This window comes from Streptomyces sp. SID12488 (assembly GCF_010548275.1).
Lineage (GTDB): Bacteria > Actinomycetota > Actinomycetes > Streptomycetales > Streptomycetaceae > Streptomyces.
On the sequence record NZ_JAAGLT010000003.1, the window covers coordinates 297,498 to 311,770 of the forward strand.

Genomic DNA, 14,273 nt, shown 5'->3' on the forward strand with positions numbered 1-14,273 from the left:
ATCAGTCCACCGTCACGTAGTCGGGGCCGGAGTAGCGGCCGGTGGCCAGCTTCTGGCGCTGCATCAGCAGGTCGTTCAGCAGCGAGGAGGCCCCGAAGCGGAACCAGTGGTTGTCGAGCCAGTCCTCGCCCACGGTCTCGTTGACCACGACCAGGAACTTCACGGCGTCCTTGGTGGTACGGATGCCACCGGCCGGCTTCACGCCCACCTGGACGCCGGTCTGCGCGCGGAAGTCGCGTACGGCCTCCAGCATCAGGAGGGTGTTCGCGGGCGTCGCGTTCACGGCCACCTTGCCGGTGGACGTCTTGATGAAGTCGGCCCCGGCGATCATGCCGAGCCAGGAGGCGCGCCGGATGTTGTCGTACGTCGACAGCTCGCCGGTCTCGAAGATGACCTTGAGCCGGGCGGACGCCCCGCAGGCCTCCTTCACGGCGACGATCTCCTCGTACACCTTCAGGTAGTTGCCCGCGAGGAACGCGCCGCGGTCGATGACCATGTCGATCTCGTCGGCACCGGCGGCGACGGCGTCACGCACGTCGGCCAGCTTCACGCCGATCGCGGCCCGGCCGGCGGGGAAGGCGGTGGCGACGGAGGCGACCTTGACGGTGGACCCGGCGACGGCCTCCTTCGCGACGGCCACCATGTCGGGGTAGACGCAGACCGCGGCCGTGGCGGGGGCCGTGCGGTCGGTCGGGTCGGGGCGGACGGCCTTGGCGCCGAGCGACCGGACCTTGCCGGCGGTGTCCGCGCCTTCCAGCGTCGTCAGATCGACCATCGAGATGGCGAGGTCGATGGCGTACGCCTTCGCGGTCGTCTTGATGGAACGTGTGCCGAGGGAGGCGGCGCGCGCCTCCAGGCCGACCGCGTCGACGCCGGGCAGCCCGTGAAGGTAGCGGCGCAGCGTGCTGTCGGACGCGGTCACGTCCTTGAGCGGGAGTGCGGTTGATGCAGTGGTGGGCATGGTCACAAGCCGAGCATATCTACGCGCGTAGCGGCTGTACAGCCCGGGAAATAGGTGAGGGTGGCCGGGTCCGGGCCTGGGGGCTGGTCCGGGGACTGGCCCCAGGACTGGCCCTGGGACGGACATATGCGGTGAACGGGTTGCCGGGCGGGAAACGCGGTCCGGGCGGCACCGGCGGCAGGCGGCGTTCGGGGCGTCGGGCAGAATCGGGGGTATGACGACCCCGGACCACCCGTCGCCCGCGCAGGGCCCTACGCAACCCGTGTCTCCCGACCGGGTCTACCGGTCACTCTCCTCCCTCGTGGCCGGAGTGCTGCTGCTCGGGCTCGCGGGCTGGCTCGGCGGTGACGCGCTGATCGTCGGCCACGGGCGGACCCCGTGGCTGGCGCTCGCCACGCTGCTCCTCGCCGTACCGCTGGTGATCGCCTTCACCCTGCGGCCCGCCGTGCTGGCCAACGACCACCGGCTGCGCGTGCGCAACCCGTTCCGGATCATCGTGCTGCCCTGGGGGACCGTGGCCGGGTTCCGGTCGGGCTTCTCGAACGAGGCCGTCGCCGAGTCCGGGGCCAAGTACCAGCTCTGGGCCGTCCCCGTCTCGCTGCGCGCCCGTAAGCGGGCCAACCGGGCCAGGGTGCGTGAGGCCCGCGAGGCCGGTCGCCCCGGCGGTCGGATGCCCCTGATCCCGCCCGGTCCTACCCGCGCCCAGAACGACCAGATCATGGACGACCTGAGCCAGCTGTGGGAGGCCCGGGAGAAGGCGGCCACCTCACAGGGCGAGGTCACCGTGAAATGGGCGTACGAGATCATGGCGCCCGCTGCCGCTGGTGCGGTCCTGCTGGCGATTCTGCTCGCGGTCGGCTGACCCGCGTGGCCTTCCCCGACGAGTCGTTGCGGCTGCCCTCCGCCTCCATACCCGACGGCTGCCGCGACTGGACCACCGCTCGCGCCGCGGGCTGGTCGGCCGCACTGCCACCGCGCTGGACCTTCCTCCGGGTGCGCCGCTCGGTCGCGGCCGGACTCGCCACCCTGGTGCTGTGCGTGGGCGCCCTGGTGGCGATGGCGGGCGGTTTGTGGCCGTTCGTCGCCGCCGGGTTCGCGGTGTACGTGCTGTGGGTGCTCGCCCGGCCCGAGCTCGTGTGGGTCGGCGCGCCCCTGCTGCTGCTCGCCCTCGCCGCGGAGGCCTCCTCGAAGTCGTGGGCGCTGACCGGCTTCGGCGTGGTGGTCGTGCTGGGCTCCTGGGCTGTCGTGGCCGTACGGCTGCGGGCGCGAGGTGAGCAGCTGGAGCGGGCCGTGGCGGCTGCCGGTGGCGTCGCCGTGCCCGTGCCGGGGGCCGATGCTCCTGTACGGCGTGGGCGGCTGCTGTTCCCGCTGGGGGTCGTCATACTCGCGCTCGGCGTCCTGGCCGGGAGCACCGCCGGTCTCTGGGGCTCGGCCGAGGACCAGGAGGGCGCCTGGGTCGTCACCGTCTTCCTGGCCGGCCTCGGGGTGACCGCGCTGGCCTCAGCATGGCTCGGCCGGCAGCGGGCGGGCGCGCTGCGCGGGGCTCCGGTGCCGGTGCTGCGCGTCCTCGTCCGGGACGACGCGCAGGGCGGCACGGAGGTGTACGCCGCCGACGATCTCGCCGCCGAGCGTCCCCTGTTCACCGTCGACCTCACCTCCTTCGACGAGGACGACTATGACGAGGAGAACGAGGAGAACGAGGGCCATGGGGACGAGGGCGGGGACGATCCGGCCGGTGGGGAAGATGACGGTGACGGTGACGACGAGCTTCGGCGGGTGCTTCTCGGCCTCGACGACGACACCCTCGGGCCGGTCCGGGAGGCCGTTCTCTACGGCGCTCCTTTCGACGGCGCCGAGATCCTCGTCGTCAGCGCCGACGAGGATCCCGAGCAGCCGCCGCTGACGGAGTGGTCGGCGGGACCGGTCCGGCCGCTGTCCCCGGACGCGGGTCGCAGGCGGGTCGCCCAGCACCGCGAGCACGCCGCCGACAGCATCCAACTGGAGCTTCAGGGGCGGGAGTTGGCCGGGCAGCAGGCGATGGTCGGCAAGGTGCGGCGGTGGCGGGCGGGCTGGCTGGACTGGCTGGCCACCGTGTTTCTCGTGCTGTGGGGCCTGTGGCTGGGCGGGCTCTGGTTCGACGAGTCCGGCCTCTCGACGTGGAAGCTGGCGCTTCTCCTCGTGCTCGGGCTGTACGGGGCGGTCCGCGTCCCGATGAAGCTGGCCTGGCGTGTCACCGCCGACCGGTCCGGCATCTGGATCACTGGACTGCGCGGACCCCGGCACGTGCCCTGGGCCGACCTCCGTTTCGTACGGCGCCGGTCCCTGGAGCTGAAGATCGACTGGCAGGACGGCGACTGGACGGTCTCCGCGCCCCGCTGGGGCCGGCTCCAGCGATACCGGGGGCTGACCCACCCGTACGACGCCCTGGCCGCCGAACTGACCGCCATGCGCCTCGACGCCGAGCTGCGGCCGACCGGCGAGAGCGACGCGGCGCAACGGGGACGGCCGCTCTGGCCGCTGGCCGCGGTACTGGCGGCGGTGTGGGTGGTGGCGTTGGTGGCGGCGCGCTGAGAGCGGGCGCCGGGCGGGCCAGGGCCGGCCCGTACCCCGCCCGGCTGATCCCCCGGAGGACAGCCGACAGTCCCGACGCCGGACCAGCACAGGTGAGCAGGGCGACGAGGGGCCCCGCGTCCGGGGCATGATCCGCCGGGCGGGCCTCAGGGCGCGCTCGGCCGGACCAGGGACAGGTACGCGCCGCAGTACGCAGACAGGGCCACCGCCGCCGTGATCGCGCACGCGCGGAAGCGGCGGAAGCGGCGGGCGGCGCGGGCGAGACGGACCGCGAGGGGCAGCAGGAGCGGGAAGCCCGGGACGAGGAAGCGGGGTGGCTCCAGGTACGGGGCTACGGGGCGGTATCCGGTCACCGTTCCCCGGAGCCGGAGCCGGAGCCGGAGCCGGAGCCGGAGCCGGAGCCGGAGCCGGTGGTGGAGCGTGCGTCAGTGAGCGGGCGGGCGCAAATCACCCGATGGGGTGCCTCCGGTCGGGGGCACCCCATCGTGAGTGAGGGATCCCGTGAGGGATTCCTGTACGTCCGGCCGGACGCGGCTCAGATGCCCGCCGCCGCGGAAAGGTCCCGCTTGATCGTCTCCAGCAGGTCCGTCGCCTTCGCGCGGGCCGCCGGGAGATCCGCGTGCGTGGGCACCGGGAGGACGACCTCCAGGTAGCACTTCAGCTTGGGCTCCGTACCGCTGGGGCGGACGATGACGCGGGCGCCGTCGAGCGTGTAGCGCAGGCCGTCCGTGGGCGGGAGCGTCTCCGTGCCCTTGGTGAGGTCCTCGGCCTTCGTGATCGGCAGGCCCGCGAGCTGAGTCGGGGGCTGCTCGCGCAGGCGGCTCATGGCGTTGGCGATGACCGACAGGTCCTCGACGCGGACCGAGAGCTGGTCGGTGCCGTGCAGACCGTGCTCGACCGCGATGTCGTCGAGCAGGTCGAGGAGCGTACGGCCCTCGGCCTTCAGCTCGGAGGCGAGTTCCGTGATGGCGAGCGCTGCGGTGATGCCGTCCTTGTCGCGTACGCCCTCAGGGTCCACGCAGTAGCCGAGGGCCTCCTCGTAGCCGTAGCGCAGGCCCTCCACGCGGGCGATCCACTTGAAGCCGGTGAGGGTCTCCTCGTACGGCAGACCCGCCTTCTCGGCGATCCGGCCGAGGAGGGACGAGGAGACGATCGACTCGGCGAACGTGCCCCGCGCTCCGTGCCGGACCAGATGGGTCGCGAGGAGGGCACCGACCTCGTCGCCGCGCAGCATGCGCCAGCCGTCGCCGGGAACGGGTACGGCTGCCGCGCAGCGGTCCGCGTCCGGGTCGTTCGCGATGATCAGGTCCGGGTTCGTCTCGCGGGCCTTCGCGAAGGCGAGGTCCATCGCGCCGGGCTCTTCCGGGTTGGGGAAGGCGACGGTCGGGAAGTCCGGGTCGGGGTCGGCCTGTTCGGCGACCAGCTCGGGGGCGGGGAAACCGGCCCGGGCGAAGGCCGCGAGGAGGGTGTCCCGGCCGACGCCGTGCATCGCGGTGTAGACCGTGCGGGCGGTACGGGGCGAGCCGGGGGTGAGAACGGCGTCCGTACGGGCCAGGTAGGCGTTCAGGACGGTGTCGTCGAGGATCTCCCAGCCGGATTCCGGACGCGGAACGTTCGCGAGGGCGCGTACCGCTTCGATCTCGGCGGCGATCTCGGCGTCGGCGGGCGGGACGATCTGGGAACCGTCGCCCAGGTACACCTTGTAGCCGTTGTCGCGGGGCGGGTTGTGGCTGGCGGTGACCTCCACGCCCGCGACGGCGCCGAGGTGCCTTATGGCGAACGCCAGTACGGGGGTGGGGAGGGGGTGGGGGAGGACAGCCGCCCTGAGGCCGGCGCCGGTCATCACGGCGGCGGTGTCCTGGGCGAAGTCCGCCGACTTGTGGCGGGCGTCGTAGCCGATGACGACGAGGCCGTCGGTCTCGCCCTTCGCCTTGAGATACGCGGCGAGGCCGGCGGCGGCGCGGATGACGACCGAGCGGTTCATGCGCATGGGGCCGGCGCCGAGTTCGCCGCGGAGGCCCGCGGTGCCGAACTGGAGGGTGCCGGTGAAGCGGGTGGTGAGTTCGGGGAGGTCCTGGGCGTCGATGAGCTTGGCGAGTTCCTCACGGGTTTCGGCGTCGGGGTCCTCGGCCAGCCACGCCTTGGCGCGTGCGATGAGTTCGTCGTCGTGCACGTCGGTGCCTCTCGTTGTGGTGGTGCGTTGCGTGGTCGGGTGCGGGCCCATTGTTGTCGCCCCCGCCGCCCCTACCCGTCCCATCCTTCTGGGGCTCCGCCCCAGACCCCGCTCCTCAAACGCCGGAGGGGCTGAAAATGCCCGGCGAAGGGGGGTCTGGTCAGAGCGAGCGCGCCTCTTGCCAGGGCTACAGGCGGTCCAGGACCTTGGTCAGGAGGGCGCCCATGCGGGTTGCGCTGTCCCGGCCAGCTTGGAGGACCTCCTCGTGGTTCAGGGGTTCCCCTGTCATACCCGCCGCGAGGTTCGTCACCAGGGAGATGCCCAGGATCTCGGCGCCGGCCTCCCGCGCCGCGATCGCCTCCAGCACCGTCGACATCCCGACCAGGTCCGCGCCGATGGTCCGCGCCATCCGGATCTCGGCCGGCGTCTCGTAGTGCGGGCCCGTGAACTGGGCGTACACGCCCTCCTCGAGGCTCGGGTCGATCTCCTTGCACAGGGCGCGCAGCCGCGGCGAGTACAGGTCCGTGAGGTCGACGAAGTTCGCGCCGACGATCGGGGACGTCGCCGTGAGGTTGATGTGGTCGCTGATCAGGACCGGCTGGCCGGGGCGCATGTCGGCGCGCAGGCCGCCGCAGCCGTTGGTCAGGACGATGGTCTTGCAGCCGGCGGCCACGGCGGTACGGACACCGTGCGCCACGGACGCGACGCCCCGGCCCTCGTAGTAGTGCGTGCGGCCCAGGAAGACCAGCGCGCGCTTGTCACCGATCCGGTACGAGCGGATCTTGCCGCCGTGGCCCTCGACCGCCGACGGCGGGAAGCCCGGCAGGTCGGTGACCTGGAACTCGGCCTCGGGGTCGCCCAGGGCGTCCACGGCCGGTGCCCAGCCGGAGCCCATCACGAGGGCGACGTCGTGGGTCTCGGCGCCCGTGAGCTCCCGCAGGCGCGCGGCGGCGGCGTCGGCGGCGGAGTAGGGGTCGCCCTGGATGTCGTCCGGAAGAAGAGATGCGTTCACGCGCATGAGGGTATCCGGTTCGAGCCTACGCGCGTAGATGACGGAGGTTACGGGATGACGATCGTTGTCTTGTCGTTTCCATACAAGGGGCGGAGGGGCCCGGGGAGGACTTGGTGGGGAGGGGTCAACAGGGACGTTTTCTCAGTTCCATCACATAGTCGTGCGGTGCCCCCGCCGACTCCGCCGCGTCGGCGATCTCGCCCAGGTTCCGGGCCGACGGCAGGCCGCCCTCGTACCCGTTGAGGACGTACACCCACGCCGGTTCCTTGCCCTCCAGCGTTTCGACGCGCAGCCGCATCCGGCGGTAGATGTCGAGGCCCACGCCCTCCCAGCGGTCCAGGGAGTCCTCGTCGAGCGGGGCGACCTCGTACAGGGCGACGAAGACCTGGGAGCGCGGTGCCTCGACGATTGTCGGGAGGGCGCCCTCCCAGCCCATGTGCTCGCCGCCGAACGTCAGCCGCCAGCCGGTCAGCCAGCCGGTGGCGCGCAGCGGCGAGTGCGGTGCGCGGCGCGTCATGAGCCGGGCGTCGAGATTGCCGGCGTAGGCGGCGTAGAGCGACATGGATCGAGAGTACGGCAGCGGACACGGCCGTCACTCCGGCAGCACACGCCGCTTCCGTACCCGTACAGACGTCCGTCATCGCCCGTGCCGCACCCGTCGGCCGTCCCCCTGCTACCGGCTCCGGGACCTGTGCGGCGGACCCGGGGCGTCGGCACCCCGGCGCGTACGGGACAATGGGGTATGTGACTCGGATCGTGATCATTGGTGGCGGACCCGGCGGCTACGAAGCGGCGCTGGTGGCAGCGCAACTCGGTGCGGAGGTGACCGTCGTCGACTGCGACGGTCTGGGCGGGGCGTCGGTGCTCACCGACTGCGTACCGTCGAAGACCCTGATCGCCACGGCCGAGGTGATGACCACCTTCGACTCCTCGTACGAGGAACTGGGGATCATCGTCGCCGACGACACCCCACCCGACAAGCAGGCGGCCCGCGTCGTCGGTGTCGACCTCGGCAAGGTCAACCGACGGGTGAAGCGCCTCGCCCTCGCCCAGTCGCACGACATCACCGCCTCCGTCACCCGGGCCGGTGCCCGTGTCCTGCGCGGGCGCGGGCGGCTCGACGGCCTCCAGGGCGTCGACGGCTCCCGCAAGGTCGTCGTACGGGCCGTGGACGGCAGCGAGGAGACCCTCGTCGCCGACGCCGTGCTGATCGCCACCGGCGGACACCCGCGTGAGCTGGAAGACGCGCAGCCCGATGGTGAGCGCATCCTCAACTGGACCCAGGTCTACGACCTCACCGAGCTGCCCGAGGAACTCATCGTGGTCGGGTCCGGTGTCACCGGAGCCGAGTTCGCCGGTGCCTACCAGGCCCTCGGGTCCAAGGTCACCCTCGTCTCCTCCCGTGACCGCGTGCTGCCGGGTGAGGACCCCGACGCCGCCGCCGTCCTCGAAGAGGTCTTCCGGCGCCGTGGCATGAACGTCATGGCCCGCTCCCGCGCGGAGTCCGCCAAGCGCGTCGGCGACCGGGTCGAGGTCACCCTCGCCGACGGGCGTGTCATCAGCGGCTCGCACTGTCTGATGGCCGTCGGCGCGATTCCCAACAGCGCCGGGATGGGCCTGGAGGAGGCCGGGGTCAAGCTCCGCGACTCCGGGCACATCTGGACCGACAAGGTGTCGAGGACGACGGCCCCGGGCGTGTACGCCGCCGGTGACGTGACCGGTGTCTTCGCCCTCGCGTCCGTCGCCGCCATGCAGGGCCGTATCGCCATGTACCACTTCCTCGGCGACGCGGTGGCCCCCCTCAACCTCAAGACCGTCTCCTCCAACGTCTTCACCGACCCCGAGATCGCGACCGTCGGCTACACCCAGGCCGATGTCGACTCCGGGAAGATCGAGGCAGTGGTCGTCAAACTGCCGCTGCTGCGCAATCCGCGCGCGAAGATGCAGGGCATCCGGGACGGTTTCGTCAAGCTCATGTGCCGTCCGGGCACCGGGATTGTCGTGGGCGGGTGCGTCGTGTCGCCGCGCGCCTCCGAACTCATCCACCCGATCTCGATCGCCGTCGACAACAATCTGACGGTCGAGCAGATCGCGAACGCGTTCACGGTCTATCCCTCCCTTTCAGGATCGATCGCCGAGGTCGCCCGGCAGCTTCACACGCGCAAGGCGGCGGGCGAGGCCTGACGGTCGGGAGGTGCCGGTGGGGCGCCAGAGAGAGCAACTTCCCGCTGGTCACGGGGATTTGTCGGCCATTCCTGCGGCATAAGCCGGGGAGATAGGCGCGTATACCACTTCCCGTACCCCCCTGCGAACAACTTCTGCTATTCGGCGCAAACTGCTGAAAGCAGACGGTCCTTGGGGTTACTGTCAGTTTCGTGTTCGCTGCAGAACGTCGTCAATTGATCCTCGAAATGGTGCGTGCCAATGGAGCCGTGTCGCTCCGTGAGCTCGCCCGCGTCGTCCAGACCTCCGAAGTGACCGTACGGCGGGACGTGCGCGCACTGGAGGCAGAAGGACTCCTCGACCGCCGGCATGGCGGTGCGGTATTGCCGGGCGGGTTCACGCGAGAATCCGGCTTTCCGCAGAAATCCCATCTCGCGACCGCCGAGAAGACGGCCATCGCCGACCTCGCCGCGAGCTTCGTCGAAGAGGGCGAGGCCATCGTGGTCGGGGCGGGGACCACCACGCAGGAGCTGGCACGCCGGCTCGCGCGGGTCCCCGGGCTGACCGTCGTCACCAACTCCCTGTTGGTGGCCCAGGCGTTGGCCCACGCGAACAGAGTGGAGGTCGTGATGACCGGTGGCACTCTGCGCGGTTCCAACTACGCCCTGGTCGGCAGTGGCGCCGAGCAGTCCCTGCACGGGCTGCGGGTGTCCAAGGCCTTCCTCTCCGGAAGCGGGCTCACCGCCGAACGCGGGCTGTCCACCTCCAACATGCTGTCGGCGTCCGTCGACCGCGCGCTGGTGCAGGCCGCCGCCGAGGTCGTCGTGCTCGCCGATCACACCAAGCTCGGTTCGGACACCATGTTCCAGACCGTGCCCACGGATGTGATCACCCGCCTCGTCACCGACGAACCGCCCGTCCACGACGACCGCGCCGGTACGGAACTCCAGGCCCTGGCCGATCAGGGAGTGCAGATCGCCGTGGCCGGATCGTCGGGCTCGGGCAACAGCTCCCCGGGAAACGGGCCGCAGGGCGGTGAGCAGGTCCCCACGCGTCAACAGCGCCGGGACGTGCCGCTTCCCAACCCGCGCCGGGGACAGCTCCCCGGCGGCGCGGCGGGCCATCCGCTGCGCGGCACGATGCTGGGCGAGCAGCCCGGCGGACCCGGTGAGCGCGAGCGGGAACGAGCCCGGGTGGCGGACCTCCGCCGCCGCTGACCGTCGTCGAACCGGGTAACCCGGCCAACCGGGTTACTGGGGTACGGCCTTCAGGCCCCGCAGTGTCAGGGTCAGGAGGCGGTCGGCCAGGTCCGGGTCGTCCGGGGTCTCCTCGGCCGCCAGCGCGATGGCGTTGGTGAGCTGGAGCAGGTCGCCGATGGAGACGTCGGTGCGCAGAGTGCCGGCACGCTGGGCGCGGGCGAGCAGGGCCGCGCCCGCCTCCCGCATCGGGTTGCTGCACCTGGCCAGGGCCGAGTCGGCGTCGTACGACACCGACATGAGCGCCCGTGCCAGGCCGCGGTACTCACCGGCGTGCGTGACGATCTCGCGCAGCCAGGTCACCAGCGCGGTGCACGGTTCCGGGTCGGTCAGCAGTTCGCGGGAGCGGACCAGCAGGTCACTCACCGCGTCCTCGAAGACCGCGCTCAGCAGGGCGTGCCGGTTGGGGAAGTGGCGGTAGAGCGTGCCGATACCTACGCCTGCGCGGCGGGCGACATCTTCCAGGGAGGTGTCCGTGCCGTGTGCTGCGAAGGCGGAGCGGGCTTCTGCGAGGAGGCGCTCGTAGTTGCGGCGGGCATCCGCGCGTAGGCCTGCCGGCGGGTGGGCCATGGGTTCACCTGCCCTTCCTGTACTTGTTCCGGGGGTTCAGCATGCCATTACCAGTCGCCGTGGTGGGTGCGGTGCGTGGCGGGCTGACGGTCCGTTGTGGCTTGTCGCGCCCCGCGGCGGAGCCGCAGATCGGATACAGCCCCGCGCCCCTGGCGTACGGGCGCTGCGCGCACCGTACGCCATGAAAAGAAGCGCCCGGCGGACTGAGTGATCAGTCCGCCGGGCGCCTCGTGGTGCTGTGCGGGTCAGTCCTTGATCTCGCAGATGGGGGCGCCGGAGGTGAGGGAGGCGCCGACTTCGGCGGCGAGGGCCTTGATGGTGCCGGTCTTGTGGGCGTTGAGGGGCTGTTCCATTTTCATGGCTTCGAGGACGACGATGAGGTCGCCTTCCTTGACTTCCTGGCCTTCTTCGACGGCGACTTTGACGATGGTGCCCTGCATGGGGGAGGCGAGGGTGTCGCCGGAGGCTGCCGGGCCGGTCTTCTTGGCGGCGCGGCGTTTGGGTTTGGCGCCGGCGGCGAGGCCGGTGCGGGCCAGGGACATGCCCAGGGAGATGGGCAGGGAGACCTCCAGGCGTTTGCCGCCGACCTCGACGACCACGGTCTCGCGGCCTGCCTCCTCGTCCGCCTCGATGTCGGCGGGCACGGCGAAGGCGGGGATGTCGTTGACGAACTCGGTCTCGATCCACCGGGTGTGGACCGTGAACGGGGCGTCGGAGCCGGTGAGTTCGGGTGCGAAGGCGGGGTCGGTGACGACTTTGCGGTGGAAGGGGATGGCGGTGGCCATGCCCTCGACCTGGAATTCGGCCAGGGCGCGGGCGGCGCGTTGGAGGGCCTGGGCGCGGGTGGCGCCGGTGACGATCAGTTTGGCGAGGAGTGAGTCCCAGGCCGGGCCGATGACGCTGCCGGACTCGACGCCCGCGTCGAGGCGGACTCCGGGGCCCGAGGGTGGGGTGAAGGTGGTGACGGTGCCGGGGGCGGGCAGGAAGCCGCGGCCGGGGTCCTCGCCGTTGATGCGGAACTCGATGGAGTGACCGCGCAGTTCGGGGTCGCCGTAGCCGAGTGGTTCGCCGTCGGCGATGCGGAACATTTCGCGGACGAGGTCGATGCCGGCGACCTCCTCGGTGACGGGGTGTTCGACCTGGAGGCGGGTGTTGACCTCGAGGAAGGAGATCGTGCCGTCGGTGCCGACGAGGAACTCGACGGTCCCGGCGCCGACGTAGCCGGCTTCCTTCAGGATGGCCTTGGACGACGCGTACAGTTCCGCGACCTGCGCCTCGGACAGGAAGGGGGCGGGGGCCTCCTCGACCAGTTTCTGGTGGCGGCGCTGCAGGGAGCAGTCGCGGGTGGAGACGACGACCACGTTGCCGTGGGAGTCGGCCAGGCACTGGGTCTCCACGTGGCGGGGTTTGTCGAGGTAGCGCTCGACGAAGCACTCGCCGCGTCCGAACGCGGCGACGGCCTCGCGGACGGCGGAGTCGTAGAGTTCGGGGACTTCTTCGAGATTCCGGGCGACTTTGAGGCCGCGTCCGCCGCCGCCGAAGGCGGCCTTGATCGCGATGGGCAGGCCGTGCTGTTGGGCGAAGGCGACGACCTCGTCCGCGCCGGTGACGGGGTCGGGGGTGCCGGCGACCAGGGGGGCGCCGGCACGCTGGGCGATGTGGCGGGCGGCGACCTTGTCGCCGAGGTCGCGGATGGCCTGTGGGGGCGGGCCGATCCAGGTCAGGCCGGCGTCGATGACTGCCTGGGCGAAGTCGGCGTTCTCCGAGAGGAAGCCGTATCCGGGATGGATCGCGTCCGCCCCCGAGTCCTTGGCGGCCTGCAACACCTTGGCGAAGTCGAGATAACTGCTCGCCGGGGTGTCACCGCCCAAAGCGAACGCCTCATCCGCGGCACGCACATGAAGCGCGTCCCGGTCCGGGTCGGCGTACACGGCCACGCTCGCGATCCCGGCATCCTGACAGGCCCGGGCAACGCGGACAGCGATTTCGCCACGGTTGGCGATGAGCACCTTGCGCACGATTGAGGCTCCCTCCTTGAAACAAGCCGAGTTTAGGGACTGCCGACACGGCGCATCGACCCGTCCCCACTGGTGAGCTTGCCCACACGGAGCGTGATGCGAGGCTCGCCCTACCCGTGAAATCCCTTGTCGCACCTATGTACGCGGGACTCCATCGGGAAACCCTAGCCCCCTGATGTGGTCAAGGTCTCTGTGAGAGCGTGCTGCGGCCCACTCGGTTTCTTTGTGGACATCCTACGAACGGCCCAATGATTCTCTGCCCGCCGAGGAACCTCCGCCGAACCCTTGTCCACAGGTTTACCGGTTAGTAGCGTTCAGGATGTACCGAACGTAGTACCAGCTGAACTTACTAGTGGTAACAGCAGCCTTGCTCGTACGGCGCCCACGCGGCGACCGTGCGCAGTCGAAAGTGGGTGGGGGCCGGTGGTCCGCAGACCGGTGGCATGGATCGTCGCGATCGTCCTCTTCGTGGAGGCGTTCGGCATAGCCGCACTGAACTGGTTCCTGGGGATCGTGGCCGACAACCAGCGGATGTCCCTCGCGGGCCTCGACCCGGACATGATGTCCGTGTCCTCGAAGATCGGCGGCGTGGTCTTCGGTCTCTACTTCGCGCTGTGCGGCGTGGTGGCCCTGCTCGTCGCCTGGCGCGACCGCTCCCCGGCCGGGCTCGGCCGCATCCTGCTGATCAGCGTGGCCGTGGTGCACGCGCTGCTGGGTGCGTTCGCCTGGGGGCTCGTGGGCGTACCGGCGTTCCTCACCATGGTCGTGGTGCTGACGCTGGTGGTGCTCCTGCTGATGACGTACGACAGGCAGGACCCCACCGCGACCGAGGCCTCCGATGTCCCCGAGGACGCCTCCCCGCTGACGCCCCCGCCGGCGCCCAGCACCCCCTGACCGCCTCCGCCCCGGCTACTTCTCCCGGGGCGTCCACAACTCCGTGATGCCGACGCCCAGTTCGGCGAGCAGTTTGCGTACGAGCGGCAGGCTGATGCCGATGACGTTGCCGTGGCCGCCGTCGATGCCGTCGATGAACGGCGCCGAGCGGCCGTCGAGTGTGAACGCCCCGGCGACGTGGAGGGGCTCGCCCGAGGCGACGTACGCGGCGATCTCCTCGTCCGTCGGCTCGCCGAAGCGGACCACGGTGGACGCGGTCGCCGAGACGGAGCGCCCCGTCGCGGTGTCGTGGACGCAGTGGCCGGTCTCGAGCGTGCCCGCCCGGCCGCGCATCGACTTCCAGCGGGCGGTGGCCTCCTCGGCGTCGGCGGGCTTGCCGTACGCCTCGCCGTCGAGGTCGAGGACGGAGTCGCAGCCGATCACCAGTGCGCCGTGCACCTCGGGCAGCGCGGCCACCACGGCGGCCTTGGCCTCGGCGAGGACGAGGGCCAGTTCGGCCGGGGTCGGCGCGGTCACGGCGTCCTCGTCGAACCCGCTGACGATCACCTCGGGGTCGAGTCCGGCCTGCCTGAGCAGGTTGAGCCGGGCGGGGGACTGGGAGGCGAGCACGAGGCGGCGGCGCGGCTGATCATCGGTCATGCGGCCAGGGTATCGG

At 71.1% G+C, this 14,273-nt stretch carries 13 protein-coding genes; 5 read left to right on the forward strand and 8 right to left on the reverse strand.

Going from position 1 to position 14,273, the window contains the following annotated elements; genetic code table 11:
* Position 1: 1 nt before the first annotated feature.
* A complete protein-coding gene (deoC, locus tag G3I56_RS07475) occupies positions 2 to 961 on the reverse strand; it encodes a deoxyribose-phosphate aldolase (RefSeq protein ID WP_164408067.1) in 960 nt (319 codons plus the stop codon).
* 214 nt (positions 962 to 1,175) lie between these two features.
* Between deoC and G3I56_RS07480 the strand changes: the two genes are divergently transcribed.
* Both G3I56_RS07480 and G3I56_RS07485 read left to right on the forward strand, forming a co-directional pair.
* Positions 1,176 to 1,823 carry a PH domain-containing protein gene (locus G3I56_RS07480; RefSeq protein ID WP_164408068.1) on the forward strand — a complete coding sequence of 216 codons (648 nt, stop codon included), beginning with the start codon at positions 1,176 to 1,178 and terminating at the stop codon, positions 1,821 to 1,823.
* Positions 1,824 to 1,828: 5 nt separating this feature from the next.
* The gene (locus G3I56_RS07485) at positions 1,829 to 3,532 is read left to right on the forward strand and encodes a hypothetical protein (protein ID WP_164408069.1); all 1,704 of its coding nucleotides are present in this window, start codon (positions 1,829 to 1,831) and stop codon (positions 3,530 to 3,532) included.
* Positions 3,533 to 3,678: 146 nt separating this feature from the next.
* Here the strand turns inward: G3I56_RS07485 and G3I56_RS07490 are convergent, their stop codons facing one another.
* The 4 genes from G3I56_RS07490 to G3I56_RS07505 all read right to left on the reverse strand — a co-directional run bounded on the left by G3I56_RS07490 (position 3,679) and on the right by G3I56_RS07505 (position 7,279).
* A complete protein-coding gene (locus G3I56_RS07490; protein ID WP_164408070.1) occupies positions 3,679 to 3,885 on the reverse strand; it encodes a hypothetical protein in 207 nt (68 codons plus the stop codon).
* Between the two features lie 182 nt (positions 3,886 to 4,067).
* Complete coding sequence (locus G3I56_RS07495) at positions 4,068 to 5,756, reverse strand: phospho-sugar mutase (RefSeq protein ID WP_164408213.1); 1,689 nt, start codon at positions 5,754 to 5,756, stop codon at positions 4,068 to 4,070.
* Between the two features lie 136 nt (positions 5,757 to 5,892).
* Positions 5,893 to 6,717 (reverse strand): purine-nucleoside phosphorylase, encoded by an 825-nt coding sequence (locus tag G3I56_RS07500; RefSeq protein ID WP_164408071.1) that lies wholly within the window; start codon positions 6,715 to 6,717, stop codon positions 5,893 to 5,895.
* 124 nt (positions 6,718 to 6,841) lie between these two features.
* On the reverse strand, positions 6,842 to 7,279 hold the full coding sequence (locus G3I56_RS07505) for a gamma-glutamylcyclotransferase (RefSeq protein ID WP_164408072.1): 438 nt from the start codon (positions 7,277 to 7,279) through the stop codon (positions 6,842 to 6,844).
* Between the two features lie 77 nt (positions 7,280 to 7,356).
* Between G3I56_RS07505 and G3I56_RS07510 the strand changes: the two genes are divergently transcribed.
* Both G3I56_RS07510 and G3I56_RS07515 read left to right on the forward strand, forming a co-directional pair.
* Entirely contained in the window at positions 7,357 to 8,901 is a 1,545-nt protein-coding gene (locus G3I56_RS07510) for an NAD(P)H-quinone dehydrogenase (protein ID WP_343239900.1), read from the forward strand.
* Positions 8,902 to 9,092: 191 nt separating this feature from the next.
* A complete protein-coding gene (locus G3I56_RS07515; RefSeq protein WP_164408074.1) occupies positions 9,093 to 10,097 on the forward strand; it encodes a DeoR/GlpR family DNA-binding transcription regulator in 1,005 nt (334 codons plus the stop codon).
* 33 nt (positions 10,098 to 10,130) lie between these two features.
* On the opposite strand, the gene G3I56_RS07520 is transcribed toward G3I56_RS07515, so the two are convergent.
* A complete protein-coding gene (locus tag G3I56_RS07520; protein WP_164408075.1) occupies positions 10,131 to 10,706 on the reverse strand; it encodes a TetR/AcrR family transcriptional regulator in 576 nt (191 codons plus the stop codon).
* 245 nt (positions 10,707 to 10,951) lie between these two features.
* On the reverse strand, positions 10,952 to 12,724 hold the full coding sequence (locus G3I56_RS07525; protein WP_164408076.1) for a biotin carboxylase N-terminal domain-containing protein: 1,773 nt from the start codon (positions 12,722 to 12,724) through the stop codon (positions 10,952 to 10,954).
* A 423-nt stretch (positions 12,725 to 13,147) separates the two neighbouring features.
* Between G3I56_RS07525 and G3I56_RS07530 the strand changes: the two genes are divergently transcribed.
* On the forward strand, positions 13,148 to 13,618 hold the full coding sequence (locus G3I56_RS07530) for a hypothetical protein (RefSeq protein WP_164408077.1): 471 nt from the start codon (positions 13,148 to 13,150) through the stop codon (positions 13,616 to 13,618).
* A gap of 15 nt (positions 13,619 to 13,633) precedes the next feature.
* On the opposite strand, the gene G3I56_RS07535 is transcribed toward G3I56_RS07530, so the two are convergent.
* Complete coding sequence (locus tag G3I56_RS07535; RefSeq protein ID WP_164408078.1) at positions 13,634 to 14,257, reverse strand: nucleoside triphosphate pyrophosphatase; 624 nt, start codon at positions 14,255 to 14,257, stop codon at positions 13,634 to 13,636.
* Between the last annotated feature and the right edge of the window lie 16 nt (positions 14,258 to 14,273).

Bases quoted from the DNA above. Each gene is read 5' to 3' on its own strand.
- deoC (WP_164408067.1), bottom strand. From the start codon at position 961: ATGCCCACCACTGCATCAACCGCACTCCCGCTCAAGGACGTGACCGCG.
- G3I56_RS07480 (WP_164408068.1), top strand. From the start codon at position 1,176: ATGACGACCCCGGACCACCCGTCGCCCGCGCAGGGCCCTACGCAACCC.
- G3I56_RS07495 (WP_164408213.1), bottom strand. From the start codon at position 5,756: ATGGGCCCGCACCCGACCACGCAACGCACCACCACAACGAGAGGCACC.
- G3I56_RS07505 (WP_164408072.1), bottom strand. From the start codon at position 7,279: ATGTCGCTCTACGCCGCCTACGCCGGCAATCTCGACGCCCGGCTCATG.
- G3I56_RS07520 (WP_164408075.1), bottom strand. From the start codon at position 10,706: ATGGCCCACCCGCCGGCAGGCCTACGCGCGGATGCCCGCCGCAACTAC.
- G3I56_RS07535 (WP_164408078.1), bottom strand. From the start codon at position 14,257: ATGACCGATGATCAGCCGCGCCGCCGCCTCGTGCTCGCCTCCCAGTCC.